Annotated in this window: 18 protein-coding genes and 1 tRNA gene; 12 read left to right on the forward strand and 7 right to left on the reverse strand. The window is 68.9% G+C overall.

Going from position 1 to position 21,016, the window contains the following annotated elements; all coding sequences use genetic code 11:
• Positions 1-10: 10 nt before the first annotated feature.
• Positions 11-2,248: an amino acid permease gene (locus HZS55_RS13065; protein WP_179908100.1), complete on the reverse strand. Its 2,238-nt coding sequence runs from the start codon at positions 2,246-2,248 to the stop codon at positions 11-13.
• Positions 2,241-2,693 (reverse strand): universal stress protein, encoded by a 453-nt coding sequence (locus HZS55_RS13070; protein ID WP_179908101.1) that lies wholly within the window; start codon positions 2,691-2,693, stop codon positions 2,241-2,243. The genes HZS55_RS13065 and HZS55_RS13070 overlap by 8 nt, the downstream gene beginning before the upstream one ends.
• Positions 2,694-2,914: 221 nt before the next feature.
• On the opposite strand from HZS55_RS13070, the gene HZS55_RS13075 reads away from it, so the two are divergent.
• The 4 genes from HZS55_RS13075 to HZS55_RS13090 all read left to right on the forward strand — a co-directional run bounded on the left by HZS55_RS13075 (position 2,915) and on the right by HZS55_RS13090 (position 9,054).
• The gene (locus HZS55_RS13075; protein ID WP_179908102.1) at positions 2,915-4,462 is read left to right on the forward strand and encodes a TrkH family potassium uptake protein; all 1,548 of its coding nucleotides are present in this window, start codon (positions 2,915-2,917) and stop codon (positions 4,460-4,462) included.
• A 140-nt stretch (positions 4,463-4,602) separates the two neighbouring features.
• Complete coding sequence (trkA, locus tag HZS55_RS13080) at positions 4,603-5,934, forward strand: Trk system potassium transporter TrkA (RefSeq protein WP_179908103.1); 1,332 nt, start codon at positions 4,603-4,605, stop codon at positions 5,932-5,934.
• 7 nt (positions 5,935-5,941) lie between these two features.
• Positions 5,942-7,444, forward strand: coding sequence for a TrkH family potassium uptake protein (locus HZS55_RS13085; RefSeq protein ID WP_179908104.1), 1,503 nt, complete (start codon positions 5,942-5,944; stop codon positions 7,442-7,444).
• Between the two features lie 101 nt (positions 7,445-7,545).
• Entirely contained in the window at positions 7,546-9,054 is a 1,509-nt protein-coding gene (locus HZS55_RS13090) for a hypothetical protein (protein ID WP_179908105.1), read from the forward strand.
• A gap of 34 nt (positions 9,055-9,088) precedes the next feature.
• On the opposite strand, the gene HZS55_RS13095 is transcribed toward HZS55_RS13090, so the two are convergent.
• Positions 9,089-9,790, reverse strand: coding sequence for a class I SAM-dependent methyltransferase (locus tag HZS55_RS13095; RefSeq protein ID WP_179908106.1), 702 nt, complete (start codon positions 9,788-9,790; stop codon positions 9,089-9,091).
• Between the two features lie 129 nt (positions 9,791-9,919).
• Here HZS55_RS13095 and HZS55_RS13100 point away from each other — a divergent pair, with 129 nt between their 5' ends.
• Together HZS55_RS13100 and HZS55_RS13105 are read left to right on the forward strand one after the other, a co-directional pair.
• Positions 9,920-10,564 (forward strand): adenylate kinase, encoded by a 645-nt coding sequence (locus tag HZS55_RS13100; RefSeq protein ID WP_179908107.1) that lies wholly within the window; start codon positions 9,920-9,922, stop codon positions 10,562-10,564.
• Between the two features lie 65 nt (positions 10,565-10,629).
• A complete protein-coding gene (locus tag HZS55_RS13105; RefSeq protein WP_179908108.1) occupies positions 10,630-11,598 on the forward strand; it encodes a DUF106 domain-containing protein in 969 nt (322 codons plus the stop codon).
• Between the two features lie 46 nt (positions 11,599-11,644).
• Here HZS55_RS13105 and HZS55_RS13110 read toward each other — a convergent pair whose 3' ends face one another.
• Complete coding sequence (locus HZS55_RS13110; RefSeq protein ID WP_179908109.1) at positions 11,645-12,895, reverse strand: orc1/cdc6 family replication initiation protein; 1,251 nt, start codon at positions 12,893-12,895, stop codon at positions 11,645-11,647.
• 922 nt (positions 12,896-13,817) lie between these two features.
• Between HZS55_RS13110 and cmk the strand changes: the two genes are divergently transcribed.
• The 3 genes from cmk to HZS55_RS13125 all read left to right on the forward strand — a co-directional run bounded on the left by cmk (position 13,818) and on the right by HZS55_RS13125 (position 15,386).
• A complete protein-coding gene (cmk, locus tag HZS55_RS13115) occupies positions 13,818-14,396 on the forward strand; it encodes a (d)CMP kinase (RefSeq protein ID WP_179908110.1) in 579 nt (192 codons plus the stop codon).
• Entirely contained in the window at positions 14,396-15,265 is an 870-nt protein-coding gene (locus HZS55_RS13120; RefSeq protein WP_179908111.1) for an RNA-guided pseudouridylation complex pseudouridine synthase subunit Cbf5, read from the forward strand. The genes cmk and HZS55_RS13120 overlap by 1 nt, the downstream gene beginning before the upstream one ends.
• 50 nt (positions 15,266-15,315) lie before the next feature.
• A tRNA-Pro gene (locus HZS55_RS13125) sits at positions 15,316-15,386 on the forward strand.
• Between the two features lie 179 nt (positions 15,387-15,565).
• Here the strand turns inward: HZS55_RS13125 and HZS55_RS13130 are convergent.
• Positions 15,566-16,501: a metallophosphoesterase gene (locus HZS55_RS13130; RefSeq protein WP_179908112.1), complete on the reverse strand. Its 936-nt coding sequence runs from the start codon at positions 16,499-16,501 to the stop codon at positions 15,566-15,568.
• A 125-nt stretch (positions 16,502-16,626) separates the two neighbouring features.
• Between HZS55_RS13130 and uppS the strand changes: the two genes are divergently transcribed.
• Together uppS and HZS55_RS13140 are read left to right on the forward strand one after the other, a co-directional pair.
• Positions 16,627-17,553: a polyprenyl diphosphate synthase gene (gene uppS / locus HZS55_RS13135; RefSeq protein WP_179908113.1), complete on the forward strand. Its 927-nt coding sequence runs from the start codon at positions 16,627-16,629 to the stop codon at positions 17,551-17,553.
• A 135-nt stretch (positions 17,554-17,688) separates the two neighbouring features.
• On the forward strand, positions 17,689-18,006 hold the full coding sequence (locus tag HZS55_RS13140) for a hypothetical protein (RefSeq protein WP_179908114.1): 318 nt from the start codon (positions 17,689-17,691) through the stop codon (positions 18,004-18,006).
• A 42-nt stretch (positions 18,007-18,048) separates the two neighbouring features.
• Here the strand turns inward: HZS55_RS13140 and HZS55_RS13145 are convergent, their stop codons facing one another.
• Positions 18,049-19,206, reverse strand: coding sequence for a mechanosensitive ion channel family protein (locus HZS55_RS13145; RefSeq protein ID WP_179908115.1), 1,158 nt, complete (start codon positions 19,204-19,206; stop codon positions 18,049-18,051).
• Between the two features lie 125 nt (positions 19,207-19,331).
• Here HZS55_RS13145 and HZS55_RS13150 point away from each other — a divergent pair, with 125 nt between their 5' ends.
• Positions 19,332-19,901, forward strand: a complete 570-nt coding sequence (locus tag HZS55_RS13150; RefSeq protein WP_179908116.1) for a hypothetical protein — start codon at positions 19,332-19,334, stop codon at positions 19,899-19,901.
• Positions 19,902-20,000: 99 nt separating this feature from the next.
• Here HZS55_RS13150 and pdxS read toward each other — a convergent pair whose 3' ends face one another.
• Positions 20,001-20,909, reverse strand: coding sequence for a pyridoxal 5'-phosphate synthase lyase subunit PdxS (gene pdxS, locus HZS55_RS13155; RefSeq protein WP_179908117.1), 909 nt, complete (start codon positions 20,907-20,909; stop codon positions 20,001-20,003).
• Positions 20,910-21,016 lie beyond the last annotated feature (107 nt).

A 21,016-nucleotide genomic window follows, 5' to 3' on the forward strand; every position in this document is an offset into this window, starting at 1 on the left:
ACGCGGCCGGTCAGCCGAACAGGCGCTCCCGGAGCGACCGCTCGGTGCGCTTCTCGGCGAGGAGGACCGAACAGTCGACATCCTCGACCACGTCCATGACGACCGACCCGCCGACGAGCCGCTGGAGCAGCCCCTGCTCGCTGGCGCCGAGGATCACGAGCGTGGCGTCGTCGGCCGCCGCTTCGATCGCGGTCTCCACGTCGCCGGTCTCGACGCGCATGTCCGCGTCGCCGAGGTCGTGGTCGCCGGCCCAGCCGGCGAGGAAGTCCGCGCCAGCGGCGCTCTCGCCCTCGTCGGCGACGTACAGCAACGTCACCTCCGAGCCGAACTCCCGGCGGAGGACCGTGGCGATCTCGGCGGACAGGTCGGAGTCGGGGCCGCCGGCGGTGGGGACGAGCACGCGCTCGGTGTCGAGGCCGCGGTCGCGCAGGACGAGGAAGTCGGCGGGGAGGTCCCCGGCCATCTCGTCGAAGGCCGACTCGGCGCGACCGGGCGAGCCGTGGGCGTCCGGCCCCCAGCCCATGACGACCTGGTCGGCGTCGTGGGTTCGGGCGGCGTCGAAGATCTGTTCGAAGCCGCGGTGGGAGAGGATGGTGTGGGTCTCGACGGGGACGCCGAAGGTCTCGGCGTTCGCCTGGGCGCGGTCGAGCAGTGCTTCGGAGGTAGCGTCGATGTCGTCGGCGCTGTCGCGGGCGCTCGCCAGCGACGTCTGGTCGGGGACGGTGACGATATGCGTGGCGACGACCGTCCCGCCCTTGGCTTTCGCCAGCGCGCTGGCGAGCGTGATCAGTTCCTCCTCGTGTTCGGGGTTGGCGAGCGGGACCATCACGCGGTAGTCGCCGCCGTCGGGGGCGACGCCGGCCGCGGCCGAGACGGCGGGCTCGGGCATCTCGTCGGAGCGTTCGAGGATGTACTGCGAGAGGATGCCCTGTTTCTCGGTGCGCGTCCGGGCGTAGAAGACGTACCACAGTATCGCGCCGACGACGAGGACGGCGCTGATGATCTTCGCCGCGTCGACGATGAAATACAGGAGCGCGAACGAGGAGACGGTCCCGAGGATCGGGACGATGGGGTACAGCGGGACGGTGTAGTCGGGCTGGTACTCGTCGGGGTCGGCCGTCCGCATGACAATGAGGGCGATGTTGAGCAGCCCGTAGATGATCAGGTGCAGGGCCGAGCCGATAGAGGAGAGCAGTTCGAGGTCCGCGGTGACGATGAAGACGAGGATGAGCAGCCCGGTGATCCCGATGGCGCGGTACGGCGTCGCGAACCGGTCGTGGATCTCGTTGAGCTTCGGCGTGACGATGTTGTCCCGGCCCATCGCGAAGTTGATCCGCGAGGAGGCGAGGATCGAGGCGTTGGCCGACGACGCGGTCGCGAGCAGGCCGCCGAACAGCAGCGCGCCGGCCATGATCGTCCCCTGGATCTGGCGACCCACCTCGACGACGGCGGTCTCCCCCGCGAGCGACACCTCGGCGACGAACCCCTTCGGGACGGCCGCGCTCATGATGAGCAGGACGAGCGCGTAGATGGTCGTCACGATGAGGACGCTCCCGATGACGGCCCGAGGGAGGTTCTTCCCCGGGTTCTTGATCTCCTCGGCGACGCTCGTGATCTGGACGAAGCCCAGATAGGAGACGAAGATCAGGCCCGTCGTAGCCATCATCGGCCCGTACCCCTCGCTCGACGGGAGGTTCGCGGGGTCGGCCTGCAGCGACCCGAAGATGGTGAAGACGGTGAGGATGGCGACGAGGAGGACGACGATGACGTTCTGGAGCTTGCCGGTCTCCTTGGCGCCGACGTAGTTGACCATCGTGAAGAAGGCGGCGCCGGCCAGCGCGATGAGCTTGACCGCGGTTATCTGGACCGGGCCGACGCCGAACGTGCCCTCGATCCCGATTATCTGGCTCATGTAGTCGCCGAACCCGTACATGTAGAAGGCGCTCGCGAAGGCGAGCCCGAGCCAGTTCGCCCAGCCGGCGATCGAGCCGAACAGCGGGCCCAGGGCGTGGTTGACGTAGAAGTACGCGCCGCCCGAGCGGGGCATCGCCGTCCCGAGTTCGCTGGCGGACATCGCCGTGAACAGCGCGATGACACCGCCGAGGACGAACGCGGCGATAGCGAGACTCCCGGCGTTTTCGATGGCGACACCCGGGAGGACGAAGATCCCGGCGCCGATCATCGTCCCGACGCCGATGGTCAGTGCCGCGAGCGGCCCCAGGTCCTTGGCCAGGTCCTCGTCACTCACCGTCGCCCCCTCCTTCGTCCCCGGCCGTCCGCTCGATGTCGGGCAGCACGACGACCGGTCGGTCGGTCTCGGTCACCAGCGACAGCGCCACGTCGCCGGTCAGCAGCTGGACCCACCGGCTGCCCCCCCGCGGCGTGATGACGATCGCGGTGGCGCCGTAGTCGTCGGCCGCCGCGAAGACGGCGTCGGCCACGTCGGTGTCGTAGCGGATCTCGGTCTCCAGGTCGACGTCGTCCCCGAAGTGCGCTTTGAGGACCGCGAACGCCTCCTCGGCGGCCTCCTCGCGCTGCTCGACGCCGGCCTTGTCGGGGGCGCCGCCGGCCTTCTCGACCACGTGGAGGGCCAGCACCGACCCGAACTCGTGCCCGTCGAGCGCTCGGGCGGTGGCTTCGGCGTCGTCGTCGCTTGCGACCGGGAGGACGACGCGGTCGAGCAGGTCGCTCATCGGCGCCGCTCCGGTAGTCGGCGGCAGTTCGGTTCCGCTCCGGCGGTCGAAGCGACGGCGCTACCGGGGGAGACGAACCGTTGCATGCACGTTCCCTACGAGCGACCCAACTTAACCACTTTGTCCGACGGCTGCCGGCGGAGCCAACGCGAACGGCCCCCGCTGGCCGTACCGGTTCCGAAACACACATCAGCTACCGCTCGGACGGTGACAGTTGTCCAATGGCGGTGGCCACCGATCGGTACGTCGACTATCGGCTCAGCCTCTCGCTGGTCGGGACGGTCGTCAAGTACCTGGCGGCCGCCCCGCTGTTTCCCGTACTCGTCGCCGTCTACTACGGCGAGAGCGTCCTCCCGTTCGTCGCGACCAGTGCGGTCATGGTCGCGGTCGGCCTCGCCCTCGAACAGCTCTCCGAGGGGGGTGACCTGGGGCACCGTGAGGCGTTCCTGCTGGTGAGCCTCTCCTGGCTCGTGATCCCGATTCTCGGGACGGTCCCCTACCTCGTCGCCGGGAACGGGACCGTGGCCGGCCCCGTCAACGCCCTCTTCGAGTCGATGAGCGGGTTCACGACCACCGGGTCCACGGTCATGGGGGAAATATCGTTCGAACGTCACTCCCACGCACTGTTGATGTGGCGCCAGCTCTCCCAGTGGCTCGGCGGGATGGGCATCCTCGTCCTCATGGTCGCGATCCTCCCCGAGCTCTCCGTCGGTGGCGCCCAGATCATGAACGAGGAGGCACCCGGCCTCTCCATCGAGAAGCTCACGCCCCGGATCCAGGAGACCGCCCGCGCGCTCTGGAAGATCTACGTCGGACTCACCGTCCTGGCGGCGCTGGTGTACTTCGGCCTCGACGCCGTCGGGCTGGGCACGAACATGGGCGTCTACAACGCCGTTGCCCACGCGCTCACGACGCTACCGACCGGTGGATTCTCGCCGGAGGGTCGCAGCGTCGAGGCGTTCTCGCCGGCGATCCAGTGGGCGGTCGTCCCGTTCATGGTCGTCGCGGGGACCAACTTCGCGCTGTTCTGGTACGCGCTCGACGGCCGGGTCAGCAAGCTCACCGACAACGCGGAGTTCCGCTCGTACCTCGCCGTGATGGGTCTCGTCACCGCCGCAATCACCGCGCTCCTGTTCTCCGGGCTGGGTATCGCGTCGGCCTCCCCGAACGTCGGCACCATCCCGGGGAACCTGGAGAACTCGCTCCGACAGGCGACCTTTCAGGTCGCCGCCATCGTGACGACCACGGGGTACGCCAGTATGGACTTCAACAACTGGCACCCCGTCGCCCAGACGGTCCTCCTCTTTGCCTTCTTCCTGGGCGGGTCCGCCGGCTCGGCCGCGGGGTCGATCAAGATCGTCCGCTGGGTGCTCGTCCGGAAGGCGATGGCCCGCTCGTTGTTCACCTCGGTCCACCCGGAGGCGGTCAAGCCCGTCCGCGTCGGCGACGACGCCGTCGCGGAGGAGACGCTCCGGGACGTGTTCGTCTTCATCATGATCTTCCTCACGCTGTTCGTCGTCTCGACGGTCCTGCTGTACGTCGACAGCCTGTTCGTCGAACGGATGGACCTCACCGGACTCGAAGCGATGAGCGTCGCCATCGCGACGCTGGGCAACGTCGGACCGGGCTTCGGTGCGGTCGGACCGATGGGCAACTTCGAGCTGTTCTCCGACCCGGCGAAGCTGTACATGGTCTTCCTGATGTGGATCGGCCGCCTTGAGATCCTCTCGGTGCTCGTGATCCTGACGCCGGCGTACTGGCGGTCGTAGCGCCCTGGGTCGGCCGCGCTGCTCACGGCTTCCCCGTCGTCGTTCGCTTCTTCGAGGCGCTCGCTCCGCTCGTGCCTCGCTAGGGAAATCCACTTACGCACGCCGCGAAAACCCGGGTGCATGCACGCGGAGGGCAGTCAATGCGCGTAGTCATCGTCGGCGCGGGCGAGGTCGGCTCGACGATCGCCGAGAGCCTCGCCCAGTCCCACGACGTGGTCGTGATCGACATCGATAGCGACCGCGTCGAGTCGCTGACCTACTCGCTGGACGTGCTCCCTATCGAGGGCGACGGGAGCGACATCGACACGCTCGAAGAGGCCGGCGTGGCCGACGCGGACATGGTGATCGCCAGCACCGACGACGACGAGACCAACATCGTCGCCTGCGGCGCCGCGAACGTCGTCAGCGACGCGTTCACGATCGCTCGCGTCAAGAGCCCCAAGTACCTCACCGCCTGGCAGCGCGCCCGCGGGGCCTTCGGCGTCGACTTCATGGTCTGTTCGGACCTGCTCACCGCGGAGGCCATCGTCGGACTCGCCGGGCTCCCGACGGCCCAAGACGTGGACATGTTCGCCGACGGCCTCGTCCAGATGACGGAGTTCGAGATTCCCGCCGAGAGCCCGGTCGCCGACCAGACCGTCGCCGAGGCCGACCGTTTCGACTCGCTGACGTTCGCGGCGATCATCCGCGACGACGAGGTGGTGATCCCCCGCGGGGACACCCGGATCGAGGCCGGCGACGAGGTCGTCGCCATCGGCAGCCCCGAGAGCATCCGCGCGTTCAGCTCCGAGATCGCCCCCGAGGAGCGGGGTCCCGAGGACGTGGTCATCGTCGGCGGCGGCGAGATCGGGTACCAGACCGCGCGGTTACTCGAAGAGCGCGGGTTCTCCCCGCGGCTCGTCGAACAGGACGAGGACCGCGCCCGGTGGCTCGCCGAGAAGCTGCCGAGTACGACCGTGCTGAACAGCGACGCGACCGACCAGGACCTGCTCGACCGGGAGAACGTCGGGATGGCGGACGTGATCGTCGCCGCCCTGGAGAACGACCAGCAGAACCTGCTCGCGACGCTGCTCGCCAAGCGGAAGGGCACCGACCGGGCGATCACCGTGGTGAACACGGGCGATTTCACCGAGCTGTTCGAGGCGGTCGGCGTCGACGTGGCCGTCAGCCCGCGGAAGGCGACCGCCGAGGAGATCACCCGGTTCACCCGCGCCCGGCGCGCGGAGAACGTCGCGATCATCGAGGGCGACAGGGCCGAAGTGCTCGAATTGGAGGTCGACGCCGACAGCGTCCTCGTCGACCGGTCGATCCGCGACGTGGCCGCCGACATCCCCGAGGGGGTCGTCATCGGCGCGATCACGCGCGGTGACGAGCACATCACGCCCCGTGGTGATACGATCGTCCGCGAGGGCGACCACGTCGTCGTCTTCGTCGACACCGAGGTACTGGACGAAGTGACCGAGAAGCTGTGAGCGAGCGATGAGCCTCGTCGGGGAACTCAGGGTCGACTGGGCCACCAGTCTGAGCCTCGTCGGCACCGTCCTGAAGGCGCTGACGGCGCCGCTGGTCGGGACCGCGCTCGTCGCGCTGTGGTACGGCGAGCCGCTCGTCCCCTTCCTGGCGACCGCGGCCCTGACGCTGGGGGCCGGGATCGCGCTCGAACGGCTCGACAGGGGCGACCTGGGCCTCCGCGAGGGGTTCCTGATGGTCGCACTGACGTGGCTGGCGATCGCCGTCGTCGGCGCCGTCCCGTTTCTGGTCGCGGGCGAGGGGAGCCTCGCGAGTCCCGTCAACGCGCTGTTCGAGTCGACCAGCGGCATCACGACGACGGGCGCGACCGTCGTCTCCGACTTCGACGCCCACGGCCGGTCGGTCCACCTCTGGCGGTCGCTGCTGCAGTGGATGGGCGGGCTCGGCATCCTCGTGATCGCGGTGGCCGTCCTCTCGCAGCTGTCGATCGGTGGCGCCCAGCTCATGGAGACCGAGTCCCAGACCCAGGACGTGAACAAGCTCACCCCGTCGATCGAGGCGACCGCCCGCCTGCTCGGGTGGCTCTACGCGGGGCTGACGGGGCTGATGGTCGCGACGTGGCTTGCCATCGGCGCCGTCGGTCTCGGGCCGGAGGTGACGCTCTACGACGCGGTTGCCCACGCCTTCACCGCGGTCTCGACGGCGGGCTTCTCGCCGCGTGCGGAGAGTCTGGGGGCGTTCTCGCCGGCGGTCCAGTGGGCGACGATCCCCTTCATGTTCCTCGGCGCGACGAACTTCGTGTTGCTGTACCATCTGACGCAGGGGAACCCGTCGCGGCTGGGCGAGAGCGACGAGTTCCGCTTCTACCTCGCGGTGGTCCTCGGCCTGACCGGGCTGACCGCGGGCTTCCTGGTCGCTTCGGGGGAGTTCACCCGGATCGAGCGGGTGATCCGACACTCACTCTTTCAGGTCGTGTCGATCCTGACGACGACGGGGTACGCGACGGTCGACTTCAACGGCTGGTCGCCGGCGGCCAAGCACATGCTCTTTCTCGCGATGTTCTCCGGCGGGATGGCCGGGAGCACGACGTGTTCGATCAAGACGCTGCGCTGGCTGGTCGTCGTCAAATCGTTCCGCCGAGACCTGTTCCGTGAGATCCACCCCGACGCGATCCGGCCGGTGCGGCTGACCGGCGAAGTCGTCGACGAGGATGTCGTCCGCGACGTGTACGCCTACGTCCTCCTGAGCGGCATCATCTTCGTGCTCCTGACCGTGTTCGTTGTCACCGACGCCGCGAGGGCCGGGGAGCAGGTCGGCGAGTTCGAGGCGATGGGGGCGTCGGCGGCGACGTTCCTCAACATCGGTCCGGCCTTCGGCGACGCCGGGCCCTACGGGGACTACGCCTGGTTCCCCGCGACGACGAAGGTCGCCTTCATCGTCCTGATGTGGGTCGGACGTATCGAGATCATTCCGGTGCTCGTGCTGCTGACGCCGGCTTTCTGGCGGTCGTGAGCGCCGACGGGACCGCTCGGTGCCCGGGCGGGGAGTCCCTACGCCACCCGACCCCACCGACCGCCCGGAACGCGTAAACGCGTCGACCGTCTACCGCTCGCGTGGAGCAGTCGTGGCCCCCACCGACGTCAACCGCGCTGGGCCTGCTCGTCGTCGTCGTGCTGCTCGCGGGCGCGGGATCGCTCGTGCTCTCGGCGGCGGGACCGGACGACCCCGGAGTCGGGACGACGCCGGCGAAACTGGTCGAACCCCGACCCGGAGAGAACGTCTTCTGGCCGTACACGAGCACTCGACGGTCGGCCAGCGGGCGGACCCTCGCCATCAACCTCGTCGTCTACGCCGACGCCGAGACCGTCCGGTACTTCCTGACAGAGCGGGGCGACGCCACCTGGAACGAGACGGCCGCCGAGTGGGAGGACGTGGGGCCCGACACCGGCGAGGTAGTGGTCGACGCGACCAACGGCACGGTCGTCGAGTGGGGCTCGGCGCGGGGCGCGACGCGCTATCTCTACGTCCACAACTACGTCCTGACCGAGCCGGGCCCCAACGAGACGCGTCGGCCCTACCGCGCGGCGCCGTTCACCGGTCACCTCGACCCCAACCCGGGCGGGCGGTGGATCGACGAGACCTACCAGCTGCACGACGGGAACTACTTCGGCGCCCGCGACCACCTCCGGGTCTACGAGTCGCCCTTCGAGTCCGACGAGTGGGTCGCCGTCCAGGCCCACAGCGACCACTGGGACTGGTTCCGGCTTCGCCACACCGTCCACGCGACCGACGAGACCCGCGACCGGCTCGAAGCCGAGTTCATGGGCGAGCCCTCCGTCGACACCGTCTGGCGGATGTACCTGGGTAACCGCCGGGCGCTGGGCTCGGACGGCTGGGCGACGGTCGTCGACTTCGTCGGCCTGGTCGGCGCGCCGAACCTCGGGTCGGGACTCGCCGCGATGGGGCTGGTCGCCGGCCGCGACGCCGCGGCGCTGGCCCGGCGGCGCCGGCGCGGCGGTGCGCGGGCGGACGACGCGTTCGCGTTCGGCTCCGGAGGAGCCGGAAAGGCGGGGGTCGACCCCACGAGCGTGCGGGCGGACCCCGTCGGGACCGTCAGGCGGGCGCTCGTCTCCGGGCTGCTCGCGCGCGGGTGGCTCGACCGCGAGCGGTCGCTGCTCGTCGTCCGCGGGCTGTCGTACGCGCTCCTGTTCGCGGCGCTGTTCGGGCTGTACCTGTCGGTCAGGTTCGGCGGGATCGCGCTCGAACGCCGGTTCGTCGACATCTCGCCGAAGGTCATCGCCGCGGTACTGTACCCGGTTCTGGCGCTCGGACTCCCCGCGGTCGCCCACGTGTTCGGCCGAGACCTGAACCCGGTCCGGAGCTTCGCGGTCGCGGCCCTCGGTATCGGGGCGGCCATCGTCGTCGACTACCAGTCGCTCGGCGTCACGGTGCTGTCGCTCGACGTGGTGCTCCACCGGGTCGGCGTCGTCGTCGCGATCGGGCTCCTCGCGGCGGGCGCGGTCAGCCCGCGCGCGCCGACCGAGACGATCAACCCCCTCGTCGCCGCGGGCACCCTCCTGTGGGTCGTCCTGCTGCTCGCGCCGCTGGTCGGCTGGCTGTGAACGGAGCGAGGGCCTCGAGCACGCGCCCGAACGGTCACGCCGAGTCGGGCGACCGGGCGGTCACGGCGACCCAGTCGTCCTCGGCGGCGGTACCGCCCCCCTCGGTGTCGGCGTCGGTCCCGTCCGTCGCGACCGAGACGACCTCGAAGCCCGCAGTCTCGAACAGGTCGCGGGCGCGGCCGGGGTCGTAGCGCTCGAAGTGGCGGCGGTCGTCGTCGTACGGGCTCGCGTCGACGCTCTCGCCCGGACGGCCCGCGGCCTTGAGCGAGACGAGCGTGGTCCCGCCGTCGGCGAGCACCCGCTCGAACTCGGCGAGGGTGGCGGGGACTTCGCGCTCGGGGACGTGCAACAGCGACGCGCAGGCCCACAGGCCGTCGAAGCCGTCGTCGGCGACCGGGAGCGCGCGCATGTCCCCGCGGACGGGGGCCGCGTCGGGCACGCGTTCGCGGGCCCGGTCGAGGAACGACCGCGTCAGGTCGAACGGCACAGTATCGAAGCCCGCGTCGTCGAAGGCCGCGGACTCCCAGCCCGGGCCACAACCCACGTCCAGGACGCGGGGCGGATCGGTCGGATCCGTTTGGCCGCCGCGGGTTCGCCGGCGGTCGCCGGTTCGGTCGACCGCGGTCACGAACTCCTCGACGATGCCGGCGACGACCGAGCGGTCGCCGTGACGGTCGGCGTAGTCGTCCGCGACGCGCTCGTAGGTCTCGACCGTGCGTCGGACGCGTTCGTCCATACGAGCGGGCCGTCGGCCGGCGGTGTGGTAAGCCCACCGACGACTCCGCGGGTGGGAGTAGGCGAACCCCGGGCCGCATCCGCCGACGAGAACGACACTATAAAGCGGCGGTGCGCCGAAGCCGGCGGTATGAACCCGAAGATCCTGATTCTCGGTCCGCCAGGTGCCGGCAAAGGAACGCAGAGCGAGCGCCTCGCCGACGAATTCGGCGTCGAGCACGTCACGACGGGCGACGCGCTGCGGGCGAACAAGGAGATGGACATCAGCGACATGGACACCGAATACGACACGCCCGGCGAGTACATGGACCGGGGCGACCTGGTCCCGGACGTGGTCGTCGACGCGATGGTCGGCGAGGCGCTCTCGGACGTCGCGGGGTTCGTCCTCGACGGCTACCCGCGCAACGGCGACCAGGCCGAGGCCCTGCGCGAGATGACCGACCTCGATGTCGTGCTCGTCCTCGACGTACCCGAGGCGGAACTGGTCGACCGGCTCACCGGTCGCCGAGTCTGCGAGGACTGCGGCACCAACTACCACGTCGAGTTCAACCAGCCCGAGGAGGCGGGCGTCTGCGACGAGTGCGGCGGCGACCTCTACCAGCGCGAGGACGACGACGAGGAGTCCGTGCGCAACCGGCTGTCGGTGTATCACGAGAACACCGAGCCCGTGCTGGAGATCTACGCCGACCACGACGGCTACGTCGATATCGACGGCGACCAGACCCCCGATCAGGTCTGGGAAGACGTGCGAGCGGCCGTCGAGGCCGAGGCGTGACCCCCGAAGGCGACCGATCGGGAGAATTAAAGGTTGATAACGACCGAGGACGGAGATAGATAGCAATGGCACGGACGGCAGAAAAGGCGGCGTCGCTGGCCGACGAGAGCCAGTCGATGGCCGACGCGATGGCGCGCGTGCTCGCGGTCGCCGACGACCGGGGCACCGTCCAGTGGAGCGATGTCAGCGACGACATCACCAGCGGCGAATGGGGCCGGCTCATCGAGCAGGGCATCCTCGTCGACGTCGACGGCGAGGGGTTCGTCGTCGACGACCCCGAGGGCGTCCGCGACGCGCTCGGTGACGACGCGCCCGACGACATCGGCTCCTCCGGCACGTCGACCGGCGGTTCGACCTCGGGCGGCTCCGGATCGACGAGTTCGTCGGGCGGGTCTACCGCGGACGACGACGAGGGCGGGTGGTCCCGCTGGGACAAGATGGCGGCGGTCGCGACGATCGCCCTGTTCCTGGGCTACTCGCAGGCGCCGATCCGCAACACCGTCGGCGAAGTGATCGACATCGGCCTCGGACCGCTCGCGGACGTGTTGCCCTTCTACATCATGATCCTCGTGCTCGCGACGTTCACCGGCTTCAGCTCGACGGTGCTGCAGGGCAAGCTGATGAACATGGACAAGATGGGCGAGTACCAGGAGCGCATGCAGGAGATCCAGGAGCGCCGCAAGGATGCCAAAGAGCGCGGCGACGACGAGGCCTTAGAGGAGATCCAGGAGGAGCAGATGGAGGCGATGGGCGACCAGCTCGGCATGTTCAAAGAGCAGTTCCGCCCGATGGTGTGGATCATGCTCGTCAACATCCCCGTGTTCCTCTGGATCTACTTCATGGTCCAGACGCCGGAGATGGTCGCGGGCGCCGGCCCGGTGATGGTCCTCCCGCTCATCGGCGAGATCGCCACGTGGGGCGAGCGCATCGGCCCGATGTGGGCGTGGATCGTCTGGTACTTCGTCTGCTCGATGAGCTTCACCCAGATCGTCCGCAAGGCGCTCGACGTCCAGACGACGCCGTCGACCTCCTGAAACCGTCCGTTCTTTCCCTGCCGCCCGTTCTTTCCCTGTTGCCCGTTCAGCGGTCCACGTCGACCTGTGCGGGGTCGGGGTCCATCTTGAAGACGACGCTGGGCTCCCACAGCAGGCGGTGTTCCTTGTAGGTACCCTTCCCCATGCCGCCGTGTTCTTGGTTGGACTCGGTGACTTCGAGGAAGGCGAGTTCGCTGAGCAGCCCGCGGATGGAGTCGGTGGTCAGGTCGTCGGCGCCCTCCGCTTCACAGACCTTCTGGTAGACGTCGTAGATGACGGTCGTCCGGAACCAGTCCTCCTCGGGGCCGGTGTTGGCGGTGAGGTTCGCCAGCGCGTAGAGGACGTACTTGCTGTGGGGCGGCAGCCCGGCGATGAGCTCCTTGAGCCGCTCGACCTCGGCCTGCTCCTGGGCGCGTTCGAGGTGGTCCTCGGTCACCTCGTCTAACCCGTTGTTCTTGGCGTAGTCGCCGGCGTGTCGGAGGAGTCGGATGGCCTTGCGGGCGTCGCCGTGGCGCTGGGCGGCCAGCGCCGCGGTCTTCGGGATGACGCCCGCGTCGAGCACGTCGTCACAGAAGGCGTCGCGCCGGTTCTCGAGGATCTGGCGGAGCTGTTCGCCGTCGTAGGGGTCGAAGATGAACTCGTTGTGACCGAGACTGCTCTTGACGCGCTCGGTCATCTGCTCGCGGAAGTTCACCTTGTTCGAGATGGAGATGATGCCGATGGGCACGTCGACCTTCCCGGCCTCGCGGGCCCGGGAGAGGAGCATGAGGACGTTGTCGTCGTCGAGTCGGTCGACCTCGTCGAGGGTGATGAGCGCGGCGTCGTACTCGCGGTCAAGGATCTCCCAGAGGCGATTGTAGTACTCGTTGGTCGAGATGCCCCGCGTCGGGATGTCGACGCCGGTTCCGGGCGAGTTGATCCCGGTCGCGATGGTCTGGACGGCGTCGGCCTCGCCCTTGGCCTGGGCGCAGTCGACCGTGACGGTCGCCAGGCGGTTGGAGCGCCGCTGAGACTCCGTCCGCGCCCGTTCCATGACGTGGTTGGCGACGAGGGACTTGCCCGAGCCGGTCTTCCCGTAGAGGATCACCGAGTTGGGCGGCGACCCCGTCACCGCGGGGCCGACCTCGTTGGCGAGGTCGCGGATATGTTCGTCGCGGCCGACGATCCGCGCCTCGTCGGGGACGTGGTCGATGTTGAGCAGCTCGCGGTTCGCGAAGATGGAGTCGCCGCCGCCCTCCTCGACCGCCTGGAACAGCTCGTCACCCGTCTCCGCCGACCCGTCGCCGTGCTCCTGCATGGCTTGTCCGTTCGCGTCCCCGTGGAAAAGCGTTTCCACTGCACTCCGAGTTAGTTGTGGCCCACCAGCCGCTAGATACCGGTCCTGGGACGGTCTATCGTAACTCCGAACGGGGTCGACCCCACTCGATTCCGAGTTATCGGCCGCACCTCGCCGCCGGTCTCCGGTGTGCGGTGAGGAGCTGCCGTCAGCGAGCGGGAAGCTGCGTTCGCAACGATTCCGTTTCGGTGTGACACACCTGATTCCGAGTTAGTTCGCCGGTGGCCATCGAGCGTTCGACCGGACGTTCGATGGTAGGTCCGACCCGCGTCGGTTCACCGTTCGAGTACCGCGTCGAACCGCCCCGATCGCGGCGAACGATGGGCTCGTCTCGCCTCGCGCGAGCGTGTCGACGGCCGGAACCCCGCCGGGACACCTAATTCCGAGTTAGTTCCCGGCGGCGTGGGTCGATCCGCGAACGACGGCGGGGGACACCGGATTCCGAGTTAGTGGGGAGGCGGGTGATTCAGTGGCACACACACCCGATTCCGAGTTAGTCGGCGGGTGAGACCGTTCCGTCGAGACCGCACGTGAACCGTCCGCACTCTTCCGATTCTGCGGCACGTCGAACGGACGATCGGCGTGGCCGACCGCCGCTCTCGAACCCGTCTGTTCGCCTTCTCATTCTCTCTCGTCTCTCGTCGTTCGTTTTCGTTCGTTTTCGTTCTAGAACCTAGTAACTAGACTAGACACACCCGATTCCGAGTTAATTCGGGGGGCGTAGCGACGACCTCTGGCCTCTGGCCCCCCACTAACTCGGAATCGGGTGTGTGTCTCCCCTGAGAAATGATCCCCTGGTGAGACCGGTCCCGAACGCGTGAACTCGCGGGGGCGAAACGGGCGGTTCCGCAACCTCTATTTACGGACCGAACGGAATCGAGGTATGTTGATAACCGTTTCCGGCCCAGCCGGGAGTGGCAAGAGCACGTTCGCCGCCGCGCTGGCGAACGCGCTCGAGGTGGACCACGTCAGCGGCGGCGACATCTTCCGCGAGATGGCCGACGAGCGGGACATGTCGCTGGTCGCGTTCAACGAACTCGCCGAGGAGGACGACCAGGTCGACCGCGATCTCGACCGGCGGCTCCGCGAGATCGCCGACGAGAACGACGACCTCGTCCTCGAATCCCGGCTCGCCGGCTGGATGGCCGGCGACCACGCCGACCTGCGGATCTGGCTCGACGCGCCGATGGGCGTCCGCGCCGAGCGTATCGCCGACCGCGAGGACAAGTCCGTCGAGACCGCCCGCGAAGAGACCACCGCCCGCGCCGAGAGCGAGGCCAAACGCTACGCCGAGTACTACGACATCGAGATCGACGACCGCTCGATCTACGACCTCGTGCTCAACACCTCCCGGTGGAGCCCCGCCGCGGAGCTGGAGATCGTCCTCGCCGCCGTCGAGTCCTACGACCCCGCTGAGGACGAGGGTCGCGCGCCGGTCACCGGCGTGGACTACGATTTCTGATGTCCCTTCGCGGCCCGCCCGACGACCGGTCAGTCGACGATCTGCTGGAGTTCGGGGTCGTCAACCTCGACAAGCCCCCCGGCCCCTCGGCCCACCAGGTCGCCGCCTGGGTCCGGGACATGGCCGGCGTCGACCGCGCCGCCCACGCCGGCACCCTCGACCCGAAGGTCACCGGCTGTCTCCCGATGCTGCTCGGCGACGCGACCCGGATGGCCCAGGTGTTCGACGACAGCGTCAAGGAGTACGTCGCCGTCCTCGAACTCCACGGCCCCGCGCCCGCCGATCTCGAATCCGTCCTCGCGGAGTTCGAGGGCGATATCTACCAGAAGCCGCCCAAGAAGAGCGCCGTCGTCCGACGGCTGCGATCGCGGGAGATCTACGCCCTCGACGCCCTCGAAATCGAAGACCGCCAGGCGCTCCTGCGGGTTCGCTGCGAGAGCGGGACCTACATTCGGAAGCTCTGTCACGACCTGGGGCTGGCGCTCGGGACCGGCGCGCACATGGGCCACCTCCGCCGGACGACGACGGGTTCGTTCGACGATCGGGAGCTGGTGTCGCTGCACGACCTCGTCGACGCGCTCGCGTGGGCCGACGGCGGCGATTCGGACCCGCTTCGCGAGGTCGTCCAGCCCGCCGAGCGGGCGCTCACGGACCTGCCGAGCGCGACCATCGCCGAGAGCGCCGCCCGGGAGGTCGCCGAGGGCGCGCCCGTCTACGCGCCGGGACTGCTCGCCGTCGACGACGTGTTCCGCGGCGACCTGGTCGCCTGCTACACCCCCGACGAGGCGGCGGTCTGTCTCGCGACGCTCGCGGGCGACCCCGAGGCCGACGAGGGTGTGGTACTCGATCTCGAACGCGTGCTCGTCTGACCGACCGAAAGCGAAGGGCTTAATCCGGGTAGGCTCGTCTCCCGATACGCGGGACCGTGGGGTAGCGGTATCCTCGGCGCATGGGGTGCGTCGGACCTGAGTTCGAATCTCGGCGGTCCCACTTCATTAACTGGCTAGCGGCTTCTCTGCGGTCGTTTCGACGGTTCGGCGTCGGAGCTGCGAGTAGCGCGCCCGAGCGCGGCGTCGGGAGCGATCCCCTCGCTCTAAATGGCTCGATAAATTCGGCACTCTACCCGTTTTTGCCGCCACGATAGACAGGAAAACCGGGTGCCGAGACACCTACGACTTCGGCCACTCTCCGCTAGGAATCTCGAAGTCCCGTTTCCGCACACTCCCGTTCCCACGCCGTTCTAGCGCCACCAACTCCTCCTCGGTCTCGACCATCACGGCCTCCCCACCTTCTCCCTCCAGGTTCGCGCGGATCACGTTCTCACAGACGACGTTGCCCTTCTGCACGATCTCCTCTTGGCGCGTGTGGCCCACGATCTGGAGCGGCGCGTCGTCGCTCAGGAACTTGAAGTCGAGCCAGGCGATGCCGGCGCCGAAGGCGCGGCCGCCGCCGCGGCCGATACCGAGCACTTCCCGGTAGTCGTCGACGAGGCGCTTCTGGGTCGGTTCGTCGTCGTCGGTGCCGATCGCGTCGCGGAGCTCTCCGGCGGCCTCGGCGAAGCGGTCGTTCAGTCGGGCGGCGTCGTAGTCGCTGACGCGGCCGGCGTGGGCGTAGGTGAACGCGTAGCCGTCGTAGGCGGCGACGAGGTGGCCGTCTTCGATTATCTCGCAGAGCCGCCTGCGAGCGTCGTCGGACCGACTGCCGGAGAACCAGGCGTCCCAATCGACCAGATCCCGGAAGAGAGCGCCCCACTCGTGGTTGCCGAGCGTGACGCGGACGTGGCCGGGCGGGGCCTCGCGGGCGAGGCGCTCGACGAGTTCGACGACGGCGGCGTTGTCGGGGCCGCGGTCGACGAGGTCGCCGTTGAACACCAGCACCGACTCGTCGTCGCCGGCCCAGTGGAGCCGTCCGTCCGCGTCGGCGTCGACGACCGGGTCGAAGTCGGGGTGGTCGCCGACGGCCGTGAGCGCGGACCAGGCGGCGTCGAGATAGCCGTGGATGTCGCTGATGCTGACGATGCGTGGGCCGTCGGCGTCGAGGGCGCCGACGCCGTCGCGAGCGGCGCGGGGCATCGAGTCGTCGTGGTCGGGAGTGAGATCTATCATGGCGGACGGTGCGGACGGTCTGTCAGCCGAGGGATACACCGCAGGGCATCAAAACGGCTTCGGAGGGATCTCCCGCTCACACTAAACACAAAACTCATAGCGCGGGGCTGAAAGAATATAGACAGATGGACAGAGTGCGGCAGTGGGCGCGCGGTGCGTACGAGCGGGTGCTCGAACTGGAGCTGTCGGGGACGCCCAGTCACGTCGCCGTCATCCAGGACGGAAATCGGCGATACGCGCGACAGCAGGGCGACGACGCCTCCGACGGCCACCGCGCGGGCGCGGAGACGACCGAGCAAGTGCTGGAGTGGTCGCAGGAGGCCGGCGTCGACGAACTGACGCTGTACACCTTCTCGACGGAGAACTTCGATCGTCCGGAGGAGGAGAACGAGGCGCTGTTCGATCTGCTGTGCGAGAAGCTCCGCGAGTTCGCCGACGCCGACCGCGTCCACGATTCGGAGGTCCGCATCCGCGCGATCGGCGAAACGCAGAAGCTGCCCGAGCGAGTGCGCGACGCCGTCGACTACGCCGAGCGCCGCACGGCCGACTACGACGAACTCTACCTGAACATCGCTCTCGCCTACGGCGGTCGCGCCGAGTTGCTCTCGGCTGCCCGCGATGTCGCACGCGAGGTTGAGGACGGCGAACTCGGTACCGAAGATATCGACGTCGAGTCGGTCGAGGAGCGCCTCTACAGGGGACCGACTCGCGATGTCGACCTGATCGTCCGCCCCGGCGGCGACGAGCGCACGTCGAACTTCCTGCCGTGGCACGCCAACGGCAACGAGGCGGCCGTCTACTTCTGCACGCCCTACTGGCCGGAGTTCCGGAAGGTGGACTTCTTGCGGGCGATCCGGACCTACGAACACCGCGAGGAGTCCTGGCGGACGACTCGCGCCCAGCGGGCGCTCGCGCTCGTCCGCGCGCTCGGCGGCGCCGAGGTCAACGACGCCCGGCGCGTCCTCCAGCGGTTCAAGGACGCGCTCCCGAGCGGCGAACGCGAGGCGCTCGAATCCGAGACCGACGCCGAGTTCGAACGCACGGCCGACTGAGAACCCCGTTCCCGCGCTTCGGCCCCGATTCTGGTGACTCGATGGTCCGATAGCCGAGCGTCGCCCTCGACTGCGTGCCACTTGCACCCACGTGACGATACGTTTAAGTAGAGCAGGCGTGTGGCATCATCTATCATGGCACATTCGGGGTCGGACGCCGACGCCTTCGTGACGCACGGCAGGCGGCCGCGCAGCGTGGCGCGGGCGAGTCGCCGGCTGGGACTCGCGCTCCTCGGTGCGGCGGGACCGGCGGTCGTGACGGCGTTTCTGGTCGCGCTGACCCGGCGGGGGACGGGCGGTCCGCTCGCCTGGGTGGGCGAGGCGATGGCGACGCCGCTGGTCGGTGGGAGCGGCCTCACCTGGGCGTTCCACGTCGCCGCGGTCACCGCCCTCGCGGGCGTGTGGGTCGTCGGCTTCGCGCTCGTCGTCGAAGGGTACTTCGGCGTCGAGTAGGTCCCGGAGCGGTCGACGGCGGCGGGAGCGCCGAGCCCCCGGTCAGTCGTTCCCGCGCGCTTCCGCTTCGCCGGCGTTGGCGGCCGGCCCGTCACGGTCGTGGACATGGAAGCCGCCGGCCTCGGCGCGGCCGGTGAGTTCCCGCTGGGGGAAGGGGATCTTGATCCCCTCGTCCTCGAAGGCCGACTTGACGGAGGTGACGACGGCGGAGACGGCCTTCCACTTGCGCGGCGGGGTGGGGTGGTCGATCCAGAAGCGCATCTCGAGGACGACCGCCGAGTCGCCGAACTCCTTGGGGAACACCTGTGGCGGCGGGGCGTCGACGACTTCGCTGCAGTTCGAGATGGCTTCGATGGCGACCTGTTTGGCGCGGTCGGGGTCGGTCTCGTAGTCGACGCTCACGTCGGCGCGGATGCGCAACAGCCCCTTTTGGCTCCGGTTCGTGATCGGCCGGTCGGAGACGCGGTCGTTGGGGATGATGACGAACTCGCCGTCGAAGTTCTCCAGGCGGGTGTGGAAGATGGTGATGTCGGTGACGATGCCCTCCTCGCCGCCGATCTCCACCCAGTCGCCGATGGTGAACGGGCGGGAGAACATCAGGACGAACCCGGCGATGAGCGAGCCCAGCGTCTGTCGGGCGGCGAAGCCGACGACGATGCCGAGGAACCCGGCGCCGACGAGGAGGCCGCCGAGGTTGGTGTCCCAGATCCCCAGGATGACGACCCCGGCGAACCCGAACAGGAACAGCTGGGCGGTCCGCAGGAGGATCTCCTCCTGGTGGTCGGTCAGCCAGTCGGCGTGACGGCTCAGGTTGGCGACGGCGTTCGAGAGGTACCGGGCGACCGCGTACGCGGCGAAGAAGACGACTACCGAACCCAGCGTCCGCCCGAGCGTTTGGAGTTCCGAGTCGTTGGTGACCTCTTCGGAGATGGTCGCCAGCGTCGGCCCGAACCCCCAGAGATACAGCAGCGAGAGGCCGCCGCCGACGAGCAGCAAGAGCTGGGCGGCACGCAGGATCGCACCGCTGACGGCCCACTGCAGCGCGGAGTCCTGGATCCCCTCTACGAGCCGCGGGAGGACCAGCCAGCCGAAGCTCGCGACGACGAGGAGCAGCAACGCGGTGACGCCGATCCGGGCCCCGAGCGTGTCGAACCCGGTGAGGAACGACCGGGCGGCGTCGACCGGCGTCGCCTGTAACATACGTCGGGATTCGTGAGTCGACAGTCTTGGGCGTTGCGCTTGTCGGCCCGACCGGCGCCCCGACGGCGCGGTCGCCGCTCGACGGCGGCCGGCCGACATCGCCCCGTTCGACAGCGAACTTACAAATGCGGTCGAGCCGTCGGGGCCGATATGAGCGACACGAGCGACTCCGGGGCGAGAGCGGGTGGGAGCGGCCGCTCGTCGTCGGCGCCGTCTACGGCACGACGGCGTTCGCGTACACGGCCGCGTACGTGACGTTCGTGAGCCCGTACGGGCTGTTTCTGATCTCCGCCGGGATGCTCGTCGGCTCGGCGACCGTCGCGGCCGTTCTCTCGGGGGTGCTGGTCCAGCGGCTCGCCGACGCGGTGGATCCGGCGTCGCGCGTGCGAAACGACGCGTTCTCGGGGATGTTCGTCGGCTGGCTGACGCTGGTGATCGCCCCGCCGCTAGCCGTGTTCGGGATGATGGCCCCGATGGATCTGGGGTCGCTGGACGTCTCGCTCATCACGCCGCTGCTGATCGCGGCCTACCTCCTCGGGGTCGTCGGCTACGGGCTGATCGGAACGCTGATCGCGCTCGTCGCCACGCTCGGGACGCCGATCCTCGTCGCGGGTGCGGTCGGTGTCGGACTCGGACATCTCCGCCGTCGGTCGGGTTCCGCGTCCGTCGCACCGCCGGACAGCTCCGGGGGCTGACAGGCGCGCCGCTCCCGGTTCGGAAGCTGACAGACCCACCGCTCTCGGTTGGGAACGCGGAGAGAGAGAGAGAGAGAGAGAACTGAAACCGGCCGGTGCTCAGACGCCGCGGCCCTGCATCTTCTCTTCTTCGGGCAGGTCGACGTTGGCGTCGCCCTTCATGCCGGCGCCGATGTTCGAGGTGATCTCGACGAGGGTCTCGGGGTCGTCCCAGTTGTTGACGGCCTCGACGATGGCGGTGCCCATCGCCTCGGGGTCCTCGGCGCCGAAGATACCGGAGCCGACGAAGATGCCGTCGCAGCCGTGGTGCATCATCAGCGCCGCGTCGGCGGGCGTCGCGATGCCGCCGGCGGCGAAGTTGACGACCGGCAGCCGGCCCATCTCGGCGGTCTCGTGGACGAGTTCGGCGGGCGCCTCGTGCTCGCGGGCCCACTTCTCGCGCTCCTCGTGGCTCGCACCTTCCAGTTTCCGGATGGCGCCCTTAATCGACCGCTGGTGGTGGACGGCCTGGTTCACGTCGCCGGTGCCGGCCTCGCCCTTCGTCCGGATCATCGCCGCGCCCTCGTCGATGCGGCGCAGCGCCTCGCCGAGGTTGCGGGCGCCGCAGACGAACGGCGCGGTGAAGTCGCGCTTGTCGATGTGGTACTTGTCGTCGGCGGGGGTGAGCACTTCGCTCTCGTCGACCATGTCGGCGCCGGCGGCCTCGAGGATCTGGGCCTCCTTGGTGTGGCCGATGCGGGCCTTGCCCATGACGGGGATGGAGACTTCGTCGATGACGCCCTCGAGCGAGGCGGGGTCGGCCATGCGGGCGACGCCGCCGCGCTTGCGGATGTCGGCGGGGACGGCTTCGAGGTTCATCACCGCGACGGCGCCCACGTCCTCGGCGATGCGGGCCTGCTCGCGGTTCACGACGTCCATGATGACGCCGCCCTTCTGCATCTTCGCGAACCCGCGCTTGACCAGGTCGGTCCCGCGGCGGAGTTCCTCTAGGTCCGTTTCGTCGGTCATACCCCAGGCTTGGCGACGGACTCACTTAACGAGTATCGTTCGCCCTCGCGACTCCCGTATCCGGGAGCGCGCCGGCGCGCCGACGGCGCCGTGTGTCAACACTCTTG

The sequence above is a fragment of the Halosimplex rubrum genome, from assembly GCF_013415885.1.
GTDB classification, from domain to species: domain Archaea; phylum Halobacteriota; class Halobacteria; order Halobacteriales; family Haloarculaceae; genus Halosimplex; species Halosimplex rubrum.

What these genes read in the sequence shown, in the direction of transcription:
- HZS55_RS13070 (WP_179908101.1), bottom strand. Translation starts at nt 2,693, where the DNA reads ATGAGCGACCTGCTCGACCGCGTCGTCCTCCCGGTCGCAAGCGACGAC.
- HZS55_RS13075 (WP_179908102.1), top strand. Translation starts at nt 2,915, where the DNA reads ATGGCGGTGGCCACCGATCGGTACGTCGACTATCGGCTCAGCCTCTCG.
- trkA (WP_179908103.1), top strand. Translation starts at nt 4,603, where the DNA reads ATGCGCGTAGTCATCGTCGGCGCGGGCGAGGTCGGCTCGACGATCGCC.
- HZS55_RS13085 (WP_179908104.1), top strand. Translation starts at nt 5,942, where the DNA reads ATGAGCCTCGTCGGGGAACTCAGGGTCGACTGGGCCACCAGTCTGAGC.
- HZS55_RS13095 (WP_179908106.1), bottom strand. Translation starts at nt 9,790, where the DNA reads ATGGACGAACGCGTCCGACGCACGGTCGAGACCTACGAGCGCGTCGCG.
- HZS55_RS13100 (WP_179908107.1), top strand. Translation starts at nt 9,920, where the DNA reads ATGAACCCGAAGATCCTGATTCTCGGTCCGCCAGGTGCCGGCAAAGGA.
- HZS55_RS13105 (WP_179908108.1), top strand. Translation starts at nt 10,630, where the DNA reads ATGGCACGGACGGCAGAAAAGGCGGCGTCGCTGGCCGACGAGAGCCAG.
- HZS55_RS13110 (WP_179908109.1), bottom strand. Translation starts at nt 12,895, where the DNA reads ATGCAGGAGCACGGCGACGGGTCGGCGGAGACGGGTGACGAGCTGTTC.
- cmk (WP_179908110.1), top strand. Translation starts at nt 13,818, where the DNA reads ATGTTGATAACCGTTTCCGGCCCAGCCGGGAGTGGCAAGAGCACGTTC.
- HZS55_RS13120 (WP_179908111.1), top strand. Translation starts at nt 14,396, where the DNA reads ATGTCCCTTCGCGGCCCGCCCGACGACCGGTCAGTCGACGATCTGCTG.
- HZS55_RS13130 (WP_179908112.1), bottom strand. Translation starts at nt 16,501, where the DNA reads ATGATAGATCTCACTCCCGACCACGACGACTCGATGCCCCGCGCCGCT.
- uppS (WP_179908113.1), top strand. Translation starts at nt 16,627, where the DNA reads ATGGACAGAGTGCGGCAGTGGGCGCGCGGTGCGTACGAGCGGGTGCTC.
- HZS55_RS13140 (WP_179908114.1), top strand. Translation starts at nt 17,689, where the DNA reads ATGGCACATTCGGGGTCGGACGCCGACGCCTTCGTGACGCACGGCAGG.
- HZS55_RS13145 (WP_179908115.1), bottom strand. Translation starts at nt 19,206, where the DNA reads ATGTTACAGGCGACGCCGGTCGACGCCGCCCGGTCGTTCCTCACCGGG.
- HZS55_RS13150 (WP_179908116.1), top strand. Translation starts at nt 19,332, where the DNA reads ATGCGGTCGAGCCGTCGGGGCCGATATGAGCGACACGAGCGACTCCGG.
- pdxS (WP_179908117.1), bottom strand. Translation starts at nt 20,909, where the DNA reads ATGACCGACGAAACGGACCTAGAGGAACTCCGCCGCGGGACCGACCTG.